Genomic DNA, 16,468 nt, shown 5'->3' with positions numbered 1-16,468 from the left:
CTGTCAACCGTCACTGTCCGATTCGCGAAGTTCACTCAGCCGATGCGCGAGCCCGTCGAGACACCGCCGGACGGCGTAGTCGTAGAGCTGCGCGTAATAGCCCGAGGCGAGTTCCGGGTCGCCCATCAGGTCGTGCATCGCCGCGCCCAGCTCGGCCATCCCGGGCAGGTCGGGCCGCTCGCGGTAGGCCGCGTACTCCTCGGTGTTGTCGATCCGCAGCGCGAGCGCGCCGTCGCGGTCGTCCTCCATCGCGACGAACTGGCACGCGGTCATCAGCAGCAGGTTGTAGGCCAGCACGCTTTCGCGGCCGAAGCCGGCGGCCAGCAGCACGCCGATGCCCGCGTCGATGGTGCGCGTGGCCGCCTTGACCGACGGGCCGAACAACGCCAGCCGCCGCGCGCAGCCCGGGTACGTCCGCAGCACCGCGCGCAGGCCGGCCAGCAGCTCGGTGAACCAGTCCTGCCACGGCAGCCGCTCGTCCGGCAGCTGGAGCAACCCGACCACCCGGTCGACGACGGCGTTCACCACCGCGTCCCGGTCGCCGACGTGGTGGTAGATCACCGCCGGGTAGGCCTCGACCGCGCGGGCGAGCTCCCGCAGCGTCCAGTTGTCCAGGCCGCGCTGGGCGGTGAGGGCGGTCGCCGCGCTGACGATGGTGTCGGCCGTCAGCGCCGGCAGTCCCGCCGCGGCCCGTGACCGTGGCCGCTGTCCCGTGCCCGAGGATGAGGTCGGCATGGGGCGTAACGGTAACGGCACCGCCCGGCCCGGTGCCAGCTTCGCGCGGGTGCGGCAGGATCGGGGTATGGCACGCGCACAGGCCAACGGTCTCGAGCTCGAGTACGACACCTTCGGCGATCCGGCCGCTCCGCCGCTGGTCCTGGTGATGGGCCTCGGCGCCCAGATGATCACCTGGGAGGACGGCTTCTGCGAGCTGCTCGCCGGCCACGGGTTTTTCGTGGTGCGTTACGACAACCGGGATGTCGGGCTCTCGACGTGGCTCGACCACCTGCCGCCGCCGGACCTGGCCGCGCTGGCCGCCGGCGACCTGTCGAGCGCGCCGTACACGCTGTCGGACATGGCCGACGACGCCGTCGGCCTGTTCGACGCGCTCGGTATTTCCCGCGCGCACGTCGTCGGGGCGTCCATGGGCGGGATGATCGTGCAGCAGCTGGCCATCGACCACCCGGACCGGCTGCTGTCGATCACGTCGATCATGTCGACCACCGGCGACCGGGCGGTCGGGCAGGCCGAGCCGTGGGCGCTGGCGCTGCTGACCCGCCCGCCGGCGACGACCCGCGAGCAGGCGCTGGCCGACAGCGTCGAGGGCTACCGGCGGCTCGGCTCCCCGGGCTACCCGGACGACGAGGCGTTCCTCCTGGCCAAGGCGGCGTTGCACTACGACCGCGCCCGCCACCCGGTGGGCACGCTGCGCCACGCGGCGGCGGTGGTGGCGTCCGGCGACCGCACTGCTTTTCTCCGGGATGTCCGGCTGCCGGCCCTGGTGATTCACGGCGACGCGGACCCGCTGATCAACGTGAGCGGCGGCAAGGCGACGGCGGAGGCAATCCCGGACGCGGAGCTGGTCGTGCTCCCGGGCATGGGGCACAACCTGCCGCGCGCGGTGTGGACGGAGATCGCGGACGCGATCAAGGACTTGGCGGATCGAAGTAAATAAAGCGTAAAGATCACGACGCCGGGTGTAGGGAATGTGTCCTGGCCCACGCCGGTCTTCGTCCCGGCGACTGGACTGGACGGATGAAAGAGGACTTCGGGTTTCCGTTCGGGTGCGTGGCCGCCGTCGCCGCGGTGATCGTGGCGAACCTGGCGGGGGCGACGGGCCATCCCTGGTACGCGCTGGTCACCCTGGGCGCGGTCGTGCTGTTCGCGGCCCGCCGAAGTTCGTTCGCGGCGGCGACGGGGGTCGCGGTGGTCGCCTGGGCACTGGACACGGGCTTCGTCCTCGGTCGCCTCGGCGAGCTGACGTTCGACGCGCCGGCCGCCCTCGCCGCGCTCGTCCTCGCCTCGACCCTGGTCACCGGACTTCTCACCCGCGCGGTGTCGACTGCGCAATCACGCGTGTCGACCCTCCAGGTACGCCAACCGACCGTCCGGGTGCGCGAGTTCGCCGGCCGGGTGCTCCGGGTCCCGTGATTGGAGGGTCGACTCGCGTACCGGGAGGGCCGGCCGGCGTGGTCAGCGGCGTGACTCGCGTGACTGGGCGCGTGACTCGCGTGATTGGGCGGGCATCTCGCGTGATTGGCGGGGGATCTCGCGTGATTGGGTGGGCATCTCGCGTGATTGGCGGGGGATCTCGCGTGATTGGGCGGGCATCACGTCAGCGGCGGGCGAGGGCGGCGCGGCGGGCCGCCGCGGCCGCGATGATGCGCGGGAGGCCGGCCGGGTGGAGGGGGTCGATGCCCGTGAGGTCGCGGACTCGGCGGAGGCGGTAGTCGACCGTGTTGGGGTGGACGTGCAGCTGGGCCGCCGTGCGGCGGCGGTTCGTGTCCAGGGCCAGGTACGCGTCGAGGGTTTCGACGAGCTCGGGGTGCGTTTCCAGCGGGTCGAGCGCCGCCGCGAGGCGGTCGCGGGCCGCTCCCGGGCGGGTCAGCTGGTACTCCACCAGGACGTCGTCGAGGCCGTACAGCCCCGGTGGGCGGCCGAACCAGCGCAGCACGTCCAGCACCTCGGCGGTCTGCGCCGCCACCGCCCGGACCTCCGGCGGCGCCGCCGTCTCCGCCGCCGCCAGCACCGTCACGCCCGCCGCGCGGCCGGCCGCGTCCAGCACCGCGCGCCGATCCGAAAGCCGGTCGGACAGCGGGAGCAGGACGAGCCCGCCGGGACCGTCGAGGGACGCCAGCACACCGTCGCCGCAAGCCTGCTCGAACGCCGCCAGGAACCGCCGCAGCTTGCGGCGGACCGCGATCTCGGCGTCCACGCCCGGCGACGCCTCGTCGGCGTGCGGTCCGAGCTCGACGCTCAGCACGACGTACCGCGCCGGCAGCGTGATCCCGGCGCTGCGGGCGACGACGTCGACCGGGCCGCCGTCGACGAGCACCGACAGCAGCGTCCGGCGCGCGGTGTGCTCCTGCCCGACCTTCGTGCGCAGCTCCTCCAGGTACCCGCGGGTCACCGCGCCGGTGACCGTGCCGACGAACGCCAGCACCCGGTCCGCGACTTCGAGCAGGTCGCCGACGTCCGCACAGCCCGACGAAGCCGAGCCGACGGCGAAGATCTCCCGCGCGCCGACGTGGTACGCGGTCAGCACGGCCTCCAGCGGGAAGCCCTCCTCCGCCCGGCGGACCGCGGACGCGCCGACCTGCCGGAGTTCCGCCGCGTTGAGCTCCCGGTCCTCGCGCAGGCTGCGCGCGAACGCCCGCACCGCCTGCCGGGTGATGCCCGCGATGTCGCCGGCCAGCTCCTCCACCGGCAGCCGCCGGTAGTCCGCGACCTCCGCCTGGATCCGTGAAAGCACCCGGGCGATCAGCTCCGGCTCCTCCCGGGTGAGCCGCTCGTGCACGCGCTGCCCGCCGAGGGTGAGGTCGCCGCCGCGCTTGTGCTCCGTCACAACCGATCCCCTCGTTCTCTGCCCGGATTCCCAGTCAATCCGGCCACGCCCGGTGCCGATGGTGTCACGGAGACCAACAGTCGGCACAACGTCAAGGAGGACGGCGTGCGAGTGAGGACGGCGTTCATCGGGATCATGGTCACCGCGCTGGCCGGCGCGACGGCGGGCACAGCGACGGCCGGCACAGCGACGGCGGGCACGGCGGCAGTGGGCACCGCGGGCGAGTACGTGGCACTGGGCGATTCGGCGGCGGCCGGGCCGCTGATCCCGCCACCGGACCTCTCCTCCCCCGGCTGCCTCCGGTCGCTGCTCGACTACCCGCACGTCGCCGCGAAGGAGCTCGGCGTGCCGCTGAAGGACGTCACGTGCTCCGGCGCGACGACGGCGGACATGACCGCCCCGCAGCAGACGTCGTCCGGTCCGGTGCCGCCGCAGCTGGACGCGTTGAGCGAGCAGACCCGCACGGTGACAGTGACGATCGGCGGCAACGACGTCGGCCTGGTCGGCGCCGCGACGAGCTGCATCAACCTGCTGCCCGGCATAGTCCCCGACTGCGTCGACCGGTTCACCGCGGGCGGCCGCGACCAGCTCGCCGAGAAGATCGCCGCGTTCGAGCCGGTGTGGGGCGCGCTGCTGGACGCGATCCACGCGAAGGCCCCGAACGCCGAGGTCTTCGTGGCCGGGTACGGCACGTACCTGCCCCGCAACGGCTGCTGGCCGATCGCGCCACTGACGCCGCGTGACGCGAACTACATCCAGGGCAGCATCGACCGGACCAACGCCGCCCTCGCCCGGCAGGCCGCCGCGCACAACGCGCACTACGTCGACGTCCGGACGTTCTCGATCGGCCACGACGTCTGCAAGCTGCCCGGCGTGAAGTGGTTCGAGGGCCTGGTCCCGACGGCGATCGCGGCACCGCTGCACCCGAACGCCGCCGGCATGGCTGCGATCGGCGGGCTGGTCGCCGCGGCGATCAGCGGGTGAAGTCCCAGCGGGTGGCGCCGTGGGGCTCGGCGGTGGCGACGCCGAACGCGCGGTGCAGCGTCAGCCGGTACAGGTGCCACGGCGCCGGCCCGGCGCTCGCCGCCATGAACGGGGCGGTGAACCCGCCGTCCAGGACCGTCGCGGGCCAGCCGCCCTCGCGGTAGACGGCCGCCACCCGTTCGAGGGTTTCCGGATCGGTGAGCCGGTGCGCTTCCCCTTCCATCGTGACGTCGAGGCCGCGCAGCCGCACCGACACGGTGCACGCCGGGTTCGCCGCCAGGTTGCGGGCCCGGCGCGTCCCCGGCCCGCTCACGAAGTACAGGGCGTCGTCCACCCAGATGGCGCCCACACCGGCGGCGTGCGGCTGTCCACCGGGGCGGACGGTCCCGACGAAGAAGGTCAGGTCTTCCTTGGGCGTCTGGCTCGCGAGGAGGTCGCGCGCCCGGCTCCACGGCAGTGCCGCGGCGCCGGACCGGTCGAGGTTCCGGGTTGCGTTGGGTTCCGTCATGCCTACGCGTCGAACGGGAGGACGGCGGATCGACACGCGGCGAGGGTTTTCGCGCCACCGGGGTCGTCGTCGCCGGTCGCGGGGACGATCGCCGGCTCGGCGATCCCGGCGGCCGGGTACTCGCCGATCTTCGCGGCGATCTCGGCGCGCGACCCGACCAACCCGAACTCGGCGGTGCGGCCGGGGTGCGCGCGAAGTCGATCAGGTCGCCGAAGCCCGCCGCGCGGAACATGTCCGCATAACCCGACGCCGCGAGACAGCCGACCACTCCCCGCCGCAGCTGCGCCGGTCCCGGGTCGGCCGCCGCGACCACCCAGGCGGTCACCGGCGGCGGGGGTCCCGGCACGCTCGGCCGCCCCCGTGCAGCCCGCGCATCAGCGTCGCCGCGGCCGCCGGGCTGACGAGGTTCGTCACCATCCGGTCCGCATGCCGCGCGGCGACGTCGAGCGCGCGGCCCGAACGCGGCGATCGTCACGGGAGACTCCGGCGCGAGCGGCTGTGCCGGCCGCGCGCCACGACGTCACTGGACGTCCCGAGCGCGACGCCGGTCGACCGGCAGGTCAGCGCTGGACCAGGTGCTTCCCAGTCCCGCGCTGGTGGTGTGCTCACCCTACGCTTAAATGTCACCACCGTGTGACAATTATAAATGCCACCACCGTGTGACAATTCGGCGTAGGCTGCCGGAGAGCTCCGCCGCGACCCGCCCATGGCGATCGTCGCCGGGTCCCGCACGGTCACCGCCGGCGGCCCGAAAGTCAGGGAAATCCACGAGATCGCCGTGCCGAGCGCGAAGGCGGCCCACGTCGCCATCTCGCCGATCCACAGCTCCGGGTAGCCCGCGGCCTCGGCGGCGGGAGCGGTGTCCAGTGCCTCCTCGGGCGACCGGTCCTGCCAGAGCCCCAGCGACACCGAAAGCTTCACCCCGCCCTCCCGTCGTGAACAGCGCGCGGTTCGCCGTCTCCGGACAACGACGAACCGGCGCTCAGCCCAAGGCCGCCCCGGCGAGCTGTGCTCGCCGTATCCGGTCGCGGCTGACCACCCGGCCACGCTGTCCGTTCGCACCCCTCCGGCGAACGGAAAACGTGCCCGGCAACCGCTTCCGGGTGCACCGCGCACGGTCTGTCCGACCGAGTGCGGCGTTGTGCGTTCAGATCGGCCGGCGCGAGCCCCTCCGGGCCGGTACCTGCCCGCTCATCTCGAGCCGGCCGATCGGTCTCCGCCGTGCACCGTTTCCCACGCCCGGGACCCCGGGCGCGACCCTCGACGGTGCTCAGGCGCGGAGGTTGTCCAGCTGGTCCGCCCGGACCCAGGTCGCGTGAAAACCGAGCGGAACACGCTGGGGAAGCAGGACCCTGGCCACGGGTCCGGCAGCGAGGTCGGCGGCGTCGAAGATGTCCAGTTCCGAGCGCCCCTCGCGCTCGTCCTGCACGAACGTCACCAGGTACCCGTCCGCGGAATCGACGGGTGCTCCTTCGCGGGGTGCGAACGGAGCCTCACTGCCCCACCGGCCGGGACCGAACCGGTATTCGGTCTTCGTACCGGCAAGATTGTCGAGGCGCACCAGCCCGTCGAACTTCAGCGTCGACTCGGGCGAGATGTGCACCGTGTAGGAGTACCGGTTCCGCCGCCCGACGCCGCGGGCGTCGACGGTCGGGAACTCGGTGTTGTCGTCGTCGAGCGGCGCCTCGTGGCACGCGCCGGTCCGCAGGTCGAAGCGGTAGCGGTGCAGCTGGGCGTCCAGCCGCAGGTAGGACAGCATCTTCGCGAGCGGCGTGTGCGCGTCGGCACGCGGCTGGGGCCGCTGCACGCGGCAGACGTCGAGGACGACCTCGTCGCCCTGCTCCCAGGCGTTGACGACGTGGTAGATGTAGCACGGGTTCGCTTCGAACCACCGGATCTGGCTACCGTCTCCGTAGCGTGGCAGGACCCCGAACCGGCTCGGCAGCGAGCGGTCGAAGTGCAGCTTGTGCCGCCCCCGCTTCGCCGCCGCCAGGTCCTGGACCAGCGGCAGGTCCATCAGCACCGCGTAGTGCTCGGTGATGGCCATGTCGTGCGGCAGGCGCGGGCCCGGCAGCTCGACGTCGGTGGTGTTCACGACGGCACCGTCCGCGCCGATCACGCCGTAGCGCAGGTACGGCGGGCGCGGCCCGTAGTCGAACCAGAACAGCTCGCCGGTGGTCTCGTCGACCTTGGGGTGGGCCATCATGTCGCCGGCCAGCGTGCCGAGGAAGTCTTCGGCGCCGAGGGTCTCCAGCGAAAGCGGGTCGACCGCGTACGGCGAGCCGCACAGGTACCAGGTGGCGAGGATCCGGCCGCGGTGGAAGACGACGTCGGTGTTCGCGTTGTCCTTGAGCCCCAGGCCATGCGTGTTGCCGAACGGGTTGTCCTTCGGGTTCTCCATGACGCCGGTCCAGAGCGCTCGGCCGGCCGCGGACTCGGCCTCGAAGGCCTTCGTGCGGATCCAGCGGTTGCGGTAGCGGGCCTTGCCGTTCTCCAGGTGGACCGCGTGGATCATGCCGTCGCCGTCGAACCAGTGGTAGCGGCCTTCCGGGGCGAACCGCGGGTTCGGGCCGTTGCGCAGGTAGACGCCGTTGAGGTCCTTCGGGATTTCGCCGATGACCTGCAGGTCTTCGGCGTCGATCTCGGTGCCGACCGGGGCGTAGACGCCGAGCAGGTAGGGGTTCGCCTCGGCCGCGTCCGCCGTCCTGGCCACCATCAGCGGCTGTTCGGAGGTGCTGGTCATCGGGCTGCTCCCTGGCTGTCGACCGGACTGCGCGGGCTGTTGGGGACGAGACTATGATTTGTGTACCCAGGTGTCAATAGGCTTCTTTTGGTGTAGTCAGGTGCTACCCTGAGGTCGCGACGTAACGAGGGGGACGATGTGGTCGAGGCGGCTGCACAACCGTCTGGCGGGGGCTCCGGGTGGCGGAGCCCCCGGCCCGGGGCGGAGCCCCGGATGTCACAGCGCGTAAGGCCGGCGGGAGATCCGCTGCGCCGGGCGCTCGAGCTGGTCGGCGACCAGTGGACGCTGCTCATCCTGCAGAGCCTGTTCCTGCGCTTCCGGCGGTACGAAGAACTGCGTCTCCGCCTGGGCATTTCGCCGACGGCGTTGTCGGGACGGCTGCGGGACATGGTGGACGCGGGCATGCTCACCCGCGTGCCGTACCGGGACGCGCGGCGCACGCGGCACGAGTACCGGCTGACCGAGCGCGGCCTGGAGCTGTGGCCGCTGCTGATCTCGATCTGGGCGTGGGAGCGCGAGTGGGTCGAAGGGCGCCGCGCGGTGCTGCCGACGCTGATCCACCTCGACTGCGAGCTGGCTACATCAGCGCCGCTGGGCTGCGCCGCCTGCGGCCGCCGGGTCGACGCGCGCGACGTCCGCGCGGAACGGCTGGACGGCACCGGCGTCGCGGCGGCGACGGCGTCCAAGCGCTTCCGCCGCAAGGACGCCGACTCCCTGGCCGGCGACCCGCTGATGTTCTTCCCGGACACGATGGAGCTGCTCGGCGACCGGTGGTCGACCGGCCTGCTCGTCTCGGCGCTGCTCGGCTGCCGGCACTTTTCGGAGTTCGAGCGCGAGCTGGGGATCGGGCCGAGCGTGCTGTCGGCGCGGCTGAGCAAGCTGGTCGAGGTCGGCGTCCTGCGCACCGGTGCGGCGAAGACCCGCACGGACGCCCGCGACTACCGCCTGACGGCGAAGGGCCTGGCGTTCTTCCCGGCGCTGGCGTTCATCGCGGAGTGGTCGCGCGGCTTCGAGGTGGCCGGCCAGGAGCCGGACATCACGCTGCACCACGTCGAGTGCGGGCAGCGCCTGCGCCCGATGTTGCTGTGCGACCACTGCGGCCGGCCGCTGACCCGCACGTCGGTACAGTTCGGCGGGGTGCCGTCCCCCCAACGCTGAAATCGACTCGCCAAGCGGGGACGCGGCTGCCAGGCTGGAGTGGTCACACGTCGTCGTTTCCGGAGGTAGGCATGAGTGAACCGAACCCGTCGCCCAGCGGCGAGGAGGACGACGTCAAGCGCAAGTTCCGCGAAGCGCTGGAGCGCAAGCAGGCGCACGCGCGAGCGGGAACGTCGCACGAGAACGGCGGCGGCAAGAACCAGCACGCCCACGGCCCGGCGGCGAACAAGCGGACCTTCCGCCGCAAGAGCGGCTGAGCAGCGGAACTCCCCGAAGGCCACCACGGACACTGTTCGTGGTGGCCTTCGCCGCACCCGGCCCGGGAACGCGCCCTAGGGTGGGCGGGGTGCGGTGGGACGAGGCGTGGCGGGTCGTGCGACACGTCTTGTACGCCGGCACCCGGCCCGAGGTCCGCGCGCGCTCGGCCGGCTTGGCCCGGCTGCGGGCCGCCGCCATCGTCGGCATCGGGCTCTGGAGCGCGTTCCTGGCGGCGCAGACCGCCCCGGGGCACCCGGCCGGCAGCCCGCTCGCCCTCGGGCTCGCCGCGGCGAGCGTGGTGCCCGCGATCGTGGCCGTCCGTTCGCCGTTGTGGGCGTGGCGCCTGGTCGTCGTGCTGATCTCGGCCACTCCGGCCGCGTACCCGGGCATGTCGAGGTTGTGGGGCTGGCCGTGGTCACCGGGTCTGGCGCTGACCATCGCGCTGGTCTGGTTCCTGGTCGCCGCGGGGCACGGGCAGGGTGTCCTGGTCGTGGTCGGGGTGATCTCCGCCGCGGCGCTGGGAGTCTGGGTCGAAGACTGGCGCGACCTGGCACTGCTGGTGGTCCTGATGACCGCGGTGCTGCTCGCCGGCAACGCGGTGCGGCAGCGGCGGGTCGCCGAACGGGAAAGCGCCGAGCAGCAACGAAGGCGGGCGGCCGAGGAGACCCGGGCCGCGGTCCTCGAAGAACGCGCGCGCATCGCCCGGGAACTGCACGACGTGGTCGCCCACCACATGTCCGTGCTCGCGCTGCGCACCGATTCCGCGCGGTACCGCTTCCCCGGCCTGCCGGACGACGTGCGCGCCGAGTTCGCCGAGCTGACCGGGACCGCGCGGGAAGGCATGGTCGAGATGCGCCGGCTGCTCGGCGTGCTGCGGACCGAGAGCGCCGGCGGGCCGCTCGCCCCGCAGCCGGACGTCACCCGGGTGACCGAACTGGCGGAGCGGGTGCGTGCCCTCGGCACGGCCTGCGCGGTGCGAGTGCACGGGGACTTCGACGCGCTGCCCGCGGGCGTCGCGTTGTCCGGCTACCGGATCGTGCAGGAGGCGCTGAGCAACGCGGTCCAGCACGCGCCCGGCGCGGCGATCGACGTGGAACTGCGGGTCGGCACCGGTTCCGTGCACGTGGCCGTGCGCAACGCCCCGGGCGGTGCCGCGCGGGTGGCCGGGACCGCCGGGCACGGCCTGCTCGGCATGCGTGAGCGTGCCGCGATGCTCGGTGGCACGCTGGTGGCCGGGCCGACTGCGGACGGCGGGTTCGAGGTCACCGCGGACCTGCCGCTGGACCACGAGGAGAACGTGTGATTTCGGTGCTCATCGCCGACGACCAGACCATGGTCCGGCAGAGCTTCCGCGCGGTGCTCGACGCCCAGGACGACATCCGGGTGGCCGGCGAGGCCGCGGACGGCGCCGAAGCGGTGGCGCGCTGCGCGGAACTCGCACCGGACGTCGTGCTGCTGGACGTCCGGATGCCCGGGATGGACGGTCTGGAGGCCGCCCGCCGGATCCTCGGCGCGGGCGGGGCCGTCCGGGTGCTGATGCTGACGACGTTCGACGTCGACGAGTACGTCTACGGCGCGCTGCGCGCGGGCGCCAGCGGGTTCCTCCTCAAGGACGCGCCGCTGGACGACCTGGTCGTGGCGGTGCGCGTGGTCGCCGCGGGCAACGCCCTGTTCGCGCCGTCGGTCACCCGCCGGCTCGTCGGCGAGTTCGCGGTCCGCGGCCGGGCTGCCGAAACCGGCTCCCGCGGGCCGGCCGGGATCGCGGACCTGACCGAGCGGGAGACCGAAGTGCTCCGCCTGGTCGCGAAAGGACTGTCCAACACGGAGATCGCCGAGACGCTGGTGATCGCCGAACAGACCGCGAAAACTCACGTCAGCCGCGTGTTCGGCAAGCTCGGCGCGCGCGACCGGGCGCAGGCGGTCGTGGCCGCCTACGAGGCGGGCATCGTGGTGCCCGGCCGGTGATACTGCGCCGATCGGGACCAATCCGGCCACAGTCACGGCCGGATGGCTTTGTAGCAACGGTTACGTGCCGCGCGAGGGCCGGCCTGCTTTTGGCCGGATCGGTACCGGGGTAGCACACGAGGACTCCACCCCTACCCGGGTGCCGCCGGAAGACGGCACTCCGGGGCGACGACCGGACGTCCGTCGTCGATCATCGTTGCGGCCATGGGGATCGAGCGGCGCACCAGGACCGTGACGTTGACGGCGACCGCGGTCTTCGCGCTCGTGGCGGTGGTGTGGTGGGCGCTCGGCCGTCCGCTCGGCGTCGACTCAGCGGTGTACCGCGCCGGCGGAATCGCCGTGCTCCGCGGGGAACCGCTCTACGAACACCTGTCGGCGCTCCCCGGCTGGGCGCCGGAGCTGCCGTTCACCTACCCGCCGTTCGCGGCGCTGGTGTTCACCCCGCTCGCCGCGTTGCCCGTGCAGTGGTGCTGGGGCGTCCTGGCGCTGGCCGCCGCACCCGCGCTGGTCGTCGCCTTGCGCCCGTACGCGCCGGGGGCGGGGGTGCTGCTCGCCGCGTTCGGCCTGCAGCCGGTGTGGCAGACCATCGGACTGGGCCAGCTCAACCTGGTGCTGATGGCGCTCGTCATCGCCGACGTGCTGCGGCGCCGCGGCTCGGCGGGCGTCCTCATCGGTCTCGCGGCGGCGATCAAGCTGGTGCCGCTGATCTTCGTCGGGCACCTGCTGCTCACCGGCCGCCGGGCGGACGCGTTCCGCGCGCTCGGCACGTTCGCCGGAGCGACCGCGCTCGGCGCTGTGCTGCTGCCGGCCGACTCGGCCCGGTACTGGACGTCCGCCCTGTTCAACGACCACTTCGAGCAGATGAAGGGCTGGGTGGGAAACCAGTCCTGGGCGGGCTTCGCCGCCCGGACCGCGCCCGGCCAAGCCTGGCTGCTCGCCTTCGCCGCGCTGGTCGTGGTGGGTGCCGCGGTCGTCGTCCGGTGGCGGCACCGGGCGGGCGACGACCGCGGCGCGCTGCTGGTCACCGCCGGGTGCGCGCTGCTGGTGAGCCCGATTTCGTGGACGCACCACTGGGTGTGGATCGTGCCCGCGCTCGGCTACCTGCTCGCGAGCGGCCGGCGGTGGTGCGCGCTCCTCGTCGCGGCGGTCTTCACCGGCTGGACGGTGGCGGTGGTGCCCGGCGGTCAGGGGCGGGAGCGGGACTGGACCGCCGGGCAGGCCCTCATCGGCAACGCCTACCTGCTGGTGGCCGTGGTCGCCGGCGCGGTGCTCGTCACGGCGGCGGTCCGCCGCCGATCGGCCCGGGCTACGGTGTGAACTCGCCGAGGTGGCCGAGCACCACGAACTCGCTGCCCGGGCTCGCCGCCGCCACCGCCTTCCGGAGTGCTTCGAGGCCTCCGGCGTCCTTCACCTGCCCCAGCGGCAGGTCGAAGTCGTCCCAATGCGTCGCCGCCACGTAGCGCGGGTTGCCCACCGTGCGCAGCAGCCGGGGGACGTACTCGCGCACCTTCGCCCCGCCCGGTGGCAGCAGCACCACGTCCGGGCGCAGCCCCGCCAGCTCGGACTCGATGTAGTTCGATCCCCCGAAGTCCAGCACGGCCGCGCCGCCGCCGGTCACCGCGTACGCCAGCGTGCCGCCTTCCAGCAGGTCCGCGATCACCCGCGGGCGGTCGCGGCGGGACAGCTGCCTCGTTCCCGGGTACGCCACCTGGGCCCGGTCTCCCGTCGCCGAATGCAGGGAGCGCAGGACCCGGATCGCGTAGCCGTCGAACGTCAGGTCCTCGCCGCCGGTGGCGATCGCCAGCTGGTCCTCCGGGGCACCCAGCGCCGCCATGAGACTCAAATGCGTCTCGGTGCCGAGCACCGTGGCTCCGGTGCGTTGGGCCAGGTACGGGACGTCCGTCAGGTGGTCGTAGTGGCCGTGCGTCACCAGGATGTGGTCCGCGCGGAGGAACCCGCGGTCGAGGTAGCCGTCGATCAGGGCGCGGTTCACCGAGAGCGGCGTGCGGGGGTCGGCGCCCGCCTCGGTGTACGTTCCGGTCTTGAACCGGGTCAGCCACGGGTCGATGAGGACCGTCTTCGACCCGATGCGGATCTCCCAGCTGTTGTTGCCCCACCAGCGCAGTGTCATGCCCGAAAGCTTCGGCGCGGCGTGTGCCGCGGCCGGCACGCCCGCCAGGATCGCCGCGGCCGCCGCGCCCGCGCCGAACAGCCCGCGTCTGCTGAATCCGTTGTCCATACCGGACACCCGACCACGACTCACCCGGCGCTGTCCAAGATCGCTCCGGCGGCATGTCGATATGTGAACAGCTATCATCGCAGCGTGGACCATCTTCGTTCACTGCGGTACTTCCTCGTCGTCGCCGACGAGCTGCACTTCGGCCGGGCCGCCGACCGGCTCGGGATCGCGCAGCCGCCGCTGAGCCAGCGCGTCAAGCGGCTCGAAGCCGAGCTGGGCGCGAAGCTGTTCGAGCGCGGCCGCCGCGTCACGCTCACCGAAGCCGGCGAAGTGCTGCGCGCCGAAGCGCGCGACCTCCTCGCCCGGTGGGACCGCATGACGGCGCTCGTCGCGAAGGCCGAGCGCGGCGAGATGGACAGCCTGCGCGCGGGCGTGCCGCCGGACCTGCCCGGCCGGGTGCTGGCCGCGATCCTGACGAAGTTCGCCGACGAGTGCCCGGCCGTGCGGCTGGACCTGCAGGAGCTCACCACCGCCGAGCAGGCCCGGCTGCTGGCCGACGGTTCCCTGGAGGCGGGGCTGTTGCAGCTACCGGTGGACGCGGTCGGGCTGGAGCTCGGCCCGGTCGTCGACACCCCGCTCGGCGTGCTGCTCCCCCGCGACTCCCCGCTCGCCCGCCGCACCGGGCTCGCGCTGGCCGACCTCGCCGGCGAAGGTCTGGTCCACGCCCCGCGCGCGGCGGCGCCGGGAAGTTACGACGCCCTGCTGCGCACCTGCTGGGACCACGGCTTCCGCCCGGCCGCGATCCGGCACGCACGCAATCCCGAGTTCGTGCTCGGCTTGGTCCTGGCGGGGCACGGAGTGGCGTTCGAACCCCGCGCCCGCAAGGAGCCGCGGGTGGTGTGGCGCCCACTCGACGGCGAGGTACTGCGGGCGCGGATGGCGTTCGCCTGGCCCGCGACGAGCCCGCACCCGCAAGTGGCGAAGCTCGCCGAGCTCGCGGCCGGTGTTCTCGGGGGTGACGGGGTTTCGCGCCTGATGCCGCCCGAGCCGGACGCCGCCCGGCCTTGGGACCTGTTCTACGAGCGCAGCTGATCCACCGCCGCCCGGGCCGCCTCCCCGATCGCGCGGTCGATGTCCGGGCGGCGCAAGGTCTCCGTCCCTCCGGCCGTGAACACCGCCACCGCGTACTCCGCTCCGTCCGGGTACCTCGCCACGCCGATCTCGTTGCGGATGCCCGGCATCGTGCCCGTCTTGCCCGCCACCGCCACCTCCGGCGGGAAGCCCGCCGTCAGCCGGTGCCAGCTGACCTGGGCCGTCATCCACTCGCGGACCGGTGCCCCCTCCTCCGCCGCCCAGATCGCCGACAGCAACGCCGTCATCTCGCGGGGCGTGGTCGACGATGTCCGCAATGGATCCAACGCCCGCAACGGGACCCCGGCCGCCGTGTCCTCGATGATCGTGCGCAGCACGTCCCTCGGCGCGCCGATGACGGAAGTCCGCGTCAGGCCCAGCTCCGCCAGCAGCGACCGGACGTTGTCCACGCCGACGCGGTCGAACAGCAGGTCCGCCGCCGTGTTGTCGGACACCGACAGCGCCAGCAGCGCCGCGTCGCGCAGGCTGTAGGAGACGTCGTCCGCGAACCCCGCCGAACCGGTGCCGCCCAGGCGGTCCGCCGCCGACGCGTGCACCCGGTCGGTCGGGTCGAGCAACCCGGCCGCCACCTGGCGCGCGAACTCGAACGCCAGCGGCACCTTCACCACGGACGCCAGCACCACCGGCGCATCGGCGTCGAACCCCACGGACGCGGCGGAACCGAGACGGCGGGCGTGCAGGAAACCCCGCACGCCCACCGCTTCGAAGAACTCGGCAAGACTCACCCGGTCATGATGGACCGCAGCCGCCCGACCTCCGCCATCCGGCGCTCGGCGAGCCGGTCGGCCGCCGTCGCCGGGGGCACGCCGTCGGTGTCGGCCAGCGCGAACACCGCCTTCGTCGTGTCGTAGATCGCCGTCGTCTTGCGCTTCGCGCGCTCGAAGTCGAAGCCGTGGCGCTCGTCGTCGACCTGGATCACGCCGCCCGCGTTCACCAGGTAATCCGGCGCGTACAGAATGCCGCGGTCGGCCAGCTGCTTGTCGATGCCCGCGTGCGCGAGCTGGTTGTTCGCCGCGCCGCAGACGATCTTCGCGCCGAGCACCGGCACCGTCTCGTCGTTCAGGACGCCGCCCAGCGCGCACGGGGCGAAGACGTCCAGCTCGGTGCGCAGCAGGGTGTCCACATCGGACGCGACCTGCACGGACGGATAAACCTCGAGGGTGCGCGAAACAGCCGGCGCGTAGACGTCGGTGATGGTCACCTGCGCGCCCGCCGCCACGAGGTGGCCGACGAGGATGTGGCCCACCTTGCCGACACCGGCCACGCCGACGCGCTTGCCGGCCAGGTCCGGGCTGCCCCAGACGTGTTCGGCCGAGGCCCGCATGCCCTGGAACACGCCGAACGCGGTGAGCACGGACGAGTCGCCGGCGCCGCCGTCCTCCGGCGAGCGGCCGGTGACGTACCGGCACTCGCGGGCCACGACGTCCATGTCCTGCACGTAGGTGCCCACGTCGCAGGCCGTGATGTAGCGGCCGCCCAGGGACTGCACGAAGCGCCCGTACGCGCGCAGCAGCGCTTCGGACTTGAGCGTCTTCGGGTCGCCGATGATGACGGCCTTGCCGCCGCCGAGGTCGAGCCCGGCGAGGGCGTTCTTGTACGCCATGCCCTTGGACAGCGCGAGGACGTCGTCGAGCGCTTCGGATTCGGTGGCGTAGGGGTGGAAGCGCGTCCCGCCCAGTGCGGGGCCGAGCGCGGTGGAGTAGATGCCGATGATGGCCTTGAGGCCACTGGCCTGGTAGTGGCAGTACACGACCTGTTCGTGCCCGGTGCCCCGGGCGAACACTCCTTCGGTCACGGTGGTGACTCCTTTGTCATCCGCGCCCGGTTTCGTGGCCGGGACGCGCTTCACGGGTTGGCGGGAACCCGGCGCGGAGGTCGTCCGCTCGGGTGCCCGGGACCAACCTAGATCCCCGATGATCGCGAGACCAGTGGAGGTCTCGCCATACGGACGGGTAA

General features: G+C 72.9%; 18 protein-coding genes. 10 read left to right on the top strand and 8 right to left on the bottom strand.

Annotated elements, in window-relative coordinates; translation table 11 throughout:
* Nucleotides 1-3 precede the first annotated feature (3 nt).
* Entirely contained in the window at nucleotides 4-735 is a 732-nt protein-coding gene (locus tag I4Q55_RS43095; RefSeq protein ID WP_206796450.1) for a TetR/AcrR family transcriptional regulator, read from the bottom strand.
* A gap of 67 nt (nucleotides 736-802) precedes the next feature.
* On the opposite strand from I4Q55_RS43095, the gene I4Q55_RS43090 reads away from it, so the two are divergent.
* Together I4Q55_RS43090 and I4Q55_RS43085 are read left to right on the top strand one after the other, a co-directional pair.
* Nucleotides 803-1,675: an alpha/beta fold hydrolase gene (locus tag I4Q55_RS43090; RefSeq protein ID WP_206796449.1), complete on the top strand. Its 873-nt coding sequence runs from the start codon at nucleotides 803-805 to the stop codon at nucleotides 1,673-1,675.
* A gap of 80 nt (nucleotides 1,676-1,755) precedes the next feature.
* The gene (locus I4Q55_RS43085; RefSeq protein ID WP_206796448.1) at nucleotides 1,756-2,151 is read left to right on the top strand and encodes a hypothetical protein; all 396 of its coding nucleotides are present in this window, start codon (nucleotides 1,756-1,758) and stop codon (nucleotides 2,149-2,151) included.
* A gap of 184 nt (nucleotides 2,152-2,335) precedes the next feature.
* Here the strand turns inward: I4Q55_RS43085 and I4Q55_RS50835 are convergent, their stop codons facing one another.
* On the bottom strand, nucleotides 2,336-3,565 hold the full coding sequence (locus I4Q55_RS50835) for a CdaR family transcriptional regulator (RefSeq protein ID WP_206796446.1): 1,230 nt from the start codon (nucleotides 3,563-3,565) through the stop codon (nucleotides 2,336-2,338).
* 135 nt (nucleotides 3,566-3,700) lie between these two features.
* Between I4Q55_RS50835 and I4Q55_RS43075 the strand changes: the two genes are divergently transcribed.
* Nucleotides 3,701-4,549, top strand: coding sequence for an SGNH/GDSL hydrolase family protein (locus tag I4Q55_RS43075; protein ID WP_206796507.1), 849 nt, complete (start codon nucleotides 3,701-3,703; stop codon nucleotides 4,547-4,549).
* On the opposite strand, the gene I4Q55_RS43070 is transcribed toward I4Q55_RS43075, so the two are convergent.
* The gene (locus tag I4Q55_RS43070; protein ID WP_206796444.1) at nucleotides 4,539-5,057 is read right to left on the bottom strand and encodes a pyridoxamine 5'-phosphate oxidase family protein; all 519 of its coding nucleotides are present in this window, start codon (nucleotides 5,055-5,057) and stop codon (nucleotides 4,539-4,541) included. The two genes, I4Q55_RS43075 and I4Q55_RS43070, sit on opposite strands and share 11 nt — an antisense overlap.
* Before the next feature lie 2 nt (nucleotides 5,058-5,059).
* The gene (locus I4Q55_RS49875) at nucleotides 5,060-5,218 is read right to left on the bottom strand and encodes a hypothetical protein (RefSeq protein ID WP_242547777.1); all 159 of its coding nucleotides are present in this window, start codon (nucleotides 5,216-5,218) and stop codon (nucleotides 5,060-5,062) included.
* Between the two features lie 545 nt (nucleotides 5,219-5,763).
* Between I4Q55_RS49875 and I4Q55_RS50440 the strand changes: the two genes are divergently transcribed.
* Entirely contained in the window at nucleotides 5,764-5,892 is a 129-nt protein-coding gene (locus I4Q55_RS50440; RefSeq protein ID WP_277992098.1) for a hypothetical protein, read from the top strand.
* A gap of 435 nt (nucleotides 5,893-6,327) precedes the next feature.
* Here I4Q55_RS50440 and I4Q55_RS43060 read toward each other — a convergent pair whose 3' ends face one another.
* Nucleotides 6,328-7,800 (bottom strand): carotenoid oxygenase family protein, encoded by a 1,473-nt coding sequence (locus tag I4Q55_RS43060; RefSeq protein ID WP_206796443.1) that lies wholly within the window; start codon nucleotides 7,798-7,800, stop codon nucleotides 6,328-6,330.
* Nucleotides 7,801-8,013: 213 nt separating this feature from the next.
* On the opposite strand from I4Q55_RS43060, the gene I4Q55_RS43055 reads away from it, so the two are divergent.
* The 5 genes from I4Q55_RS43055 to I4Q55_RS43035 all read left to right on the top strand — a co-directional run bounded on the left by I4Q55_RS43055 (nucleotide 8,014) and on the right by I4Q55_RS43035 (nucleotide 12,498).
* Nucleotides 8,014-8,958 carry a helix-turn-helix domain-containing protein gene (locus I4Q55_RS43055; RefSeq protein ID WP_206796442.1) on the top strand — a complete coding sequence of 315 codons (945 nt, stop codon included), beginning with the start codon at nucleotides 8,014-8,016 and terminating at the stop codon, nucleotides 8,956-8,958.
* 71 nt (nucleotides 8,959-9,029) lie between these two features.
* Complete coding sequence (locus I4Q55_RS43050) at nucleotides 9,030-9,215, top strand: DUF5302 domain-containing protein (RefSeq protein WP_206796441.1); 186 nt, start codon at nucleotides 9,030-9,032, stop codon at nucleotides 9,213-9,215.
* An 89-nt stretch (nucleotides 9,216-9,304) separates the two neighbouring features.
* Nucleotides 9,305-10,519 carry a sensor histidine kinase gene (locus tag I4Q55_RS43045; protein ID WP_307793466.1) on the top strand — a complete coding sequence of 405 codons (1,215 nt, stop codon included), beginning with the start codon at nucleotides 9,305-9,307 and terminating at the stop codon, nucleotides 10,517-10,519.
* On the top strand, nucleotides 10,516-11,181 hold the full coding sequence (locus I4Q55_RS43040; RefSeq protein WP_206796440.1) for a response regulator transcription factor: 666 nt from the start codon (nucleotides 10,516-10,518) through the stop codon (nucleotides 11,179-11,181). Before I4Q55_RS43045 ends, I4Q55_RS43040 begins: the two co-directional genes overlap by 4 nt.
* A 204-nt stretch (nucleotides 11,182-11,385) precedes the next feature.
* Nucleotides 11,386-12,498 (top strand): glycosyltransferase 87 family protein, encoded by a 1,113-nt coding sequence (locus I4Q55_RS43035; protein ID WP_206796439.1) that lies wholly within the window; start codon nucleotides 11,386-11,388, stop codon nucleotides 12,496-12,498.
* On the opposite strand, the gene I4Q55_RS43030 is transcribed toward I4Q55_RS43035, so the two are convergent.
* A complete protein-coding gene (locus tag I4Q55_RS43030; RefSeq protein ID WP_206796438.1) occupies nucleotides 12,488-13,420 on the bottom strand; it encodes an MBL fold metallo-hydrolase in 933 nt (310 codons plus the stop codon). The genes I4Q55_RS43035 and I4Q55_RS43030 overlap by 11 nt on opposite strands.
* 84 nt (nucleotides 13,421-13,504) lie before the next feature.
* On the opposite strand from I4Q55_RS43030, the gene I4Q55_RS43025 reads away from it, so the two are divergent.
* Nucleotides 13,505-14,452, top strand: a complete 948-nt coding sequence (locus I4Q55_RS43025) for a LysR substrate-binding domain-containing protein (RefSeq protein WP_206796437.1) — start codon at nucleotides 13,505-13,507, stop codon at nucleotides 14,450-14,452.
* Here the strand turns inward: I4Q55_RS43025 and I4Q55_RS43020 are convergent.
* Both I4Q55_RS43020 and I4Q55_RS43015 read right to left on the bottom strand, forming a co-directional pair.
* Entirely contained in the window at nucleotides 14,437-15,237 is an 801-nt protein-coding gene (locus I4Q55_RS43020; RefSeq protein ID WP_206796436.1) for a serine hydrolase, read from the bottom strand. The genes I4Q55_RS43025 and I4Q55_RS43020 overlap by 16 nt on opposite strands.
* Entirely contained in the window at nucleotides 15,234-16,307 is a 1,074-nt protein-coding gene (locus I4Q55_RS43015) for a Glu/Leu/Phe/Val dehydrogenase (protein WP_206796435.1), read from the bottom strand. The genes I4Q55_RS43020 and I4Q55_RS43015 overlap by 4 nt, the downstream gene beginning before the upstream one ends.
* Nucleotides 16,308-16,468: the final 161 nt, after the last annotated feature.

Source organism: Amycolatopsis sp. MtRt-6, assembly GCF_017308975.1.
GTDB lineage: Bacteria > Actinomycetota > Actinomycetes > Mycobacteriales > Pseudonocardiaceae > Amycolatopsis.
This window is presented reverse-complemented; position numbering and strand designations above follow the sequence as displayed.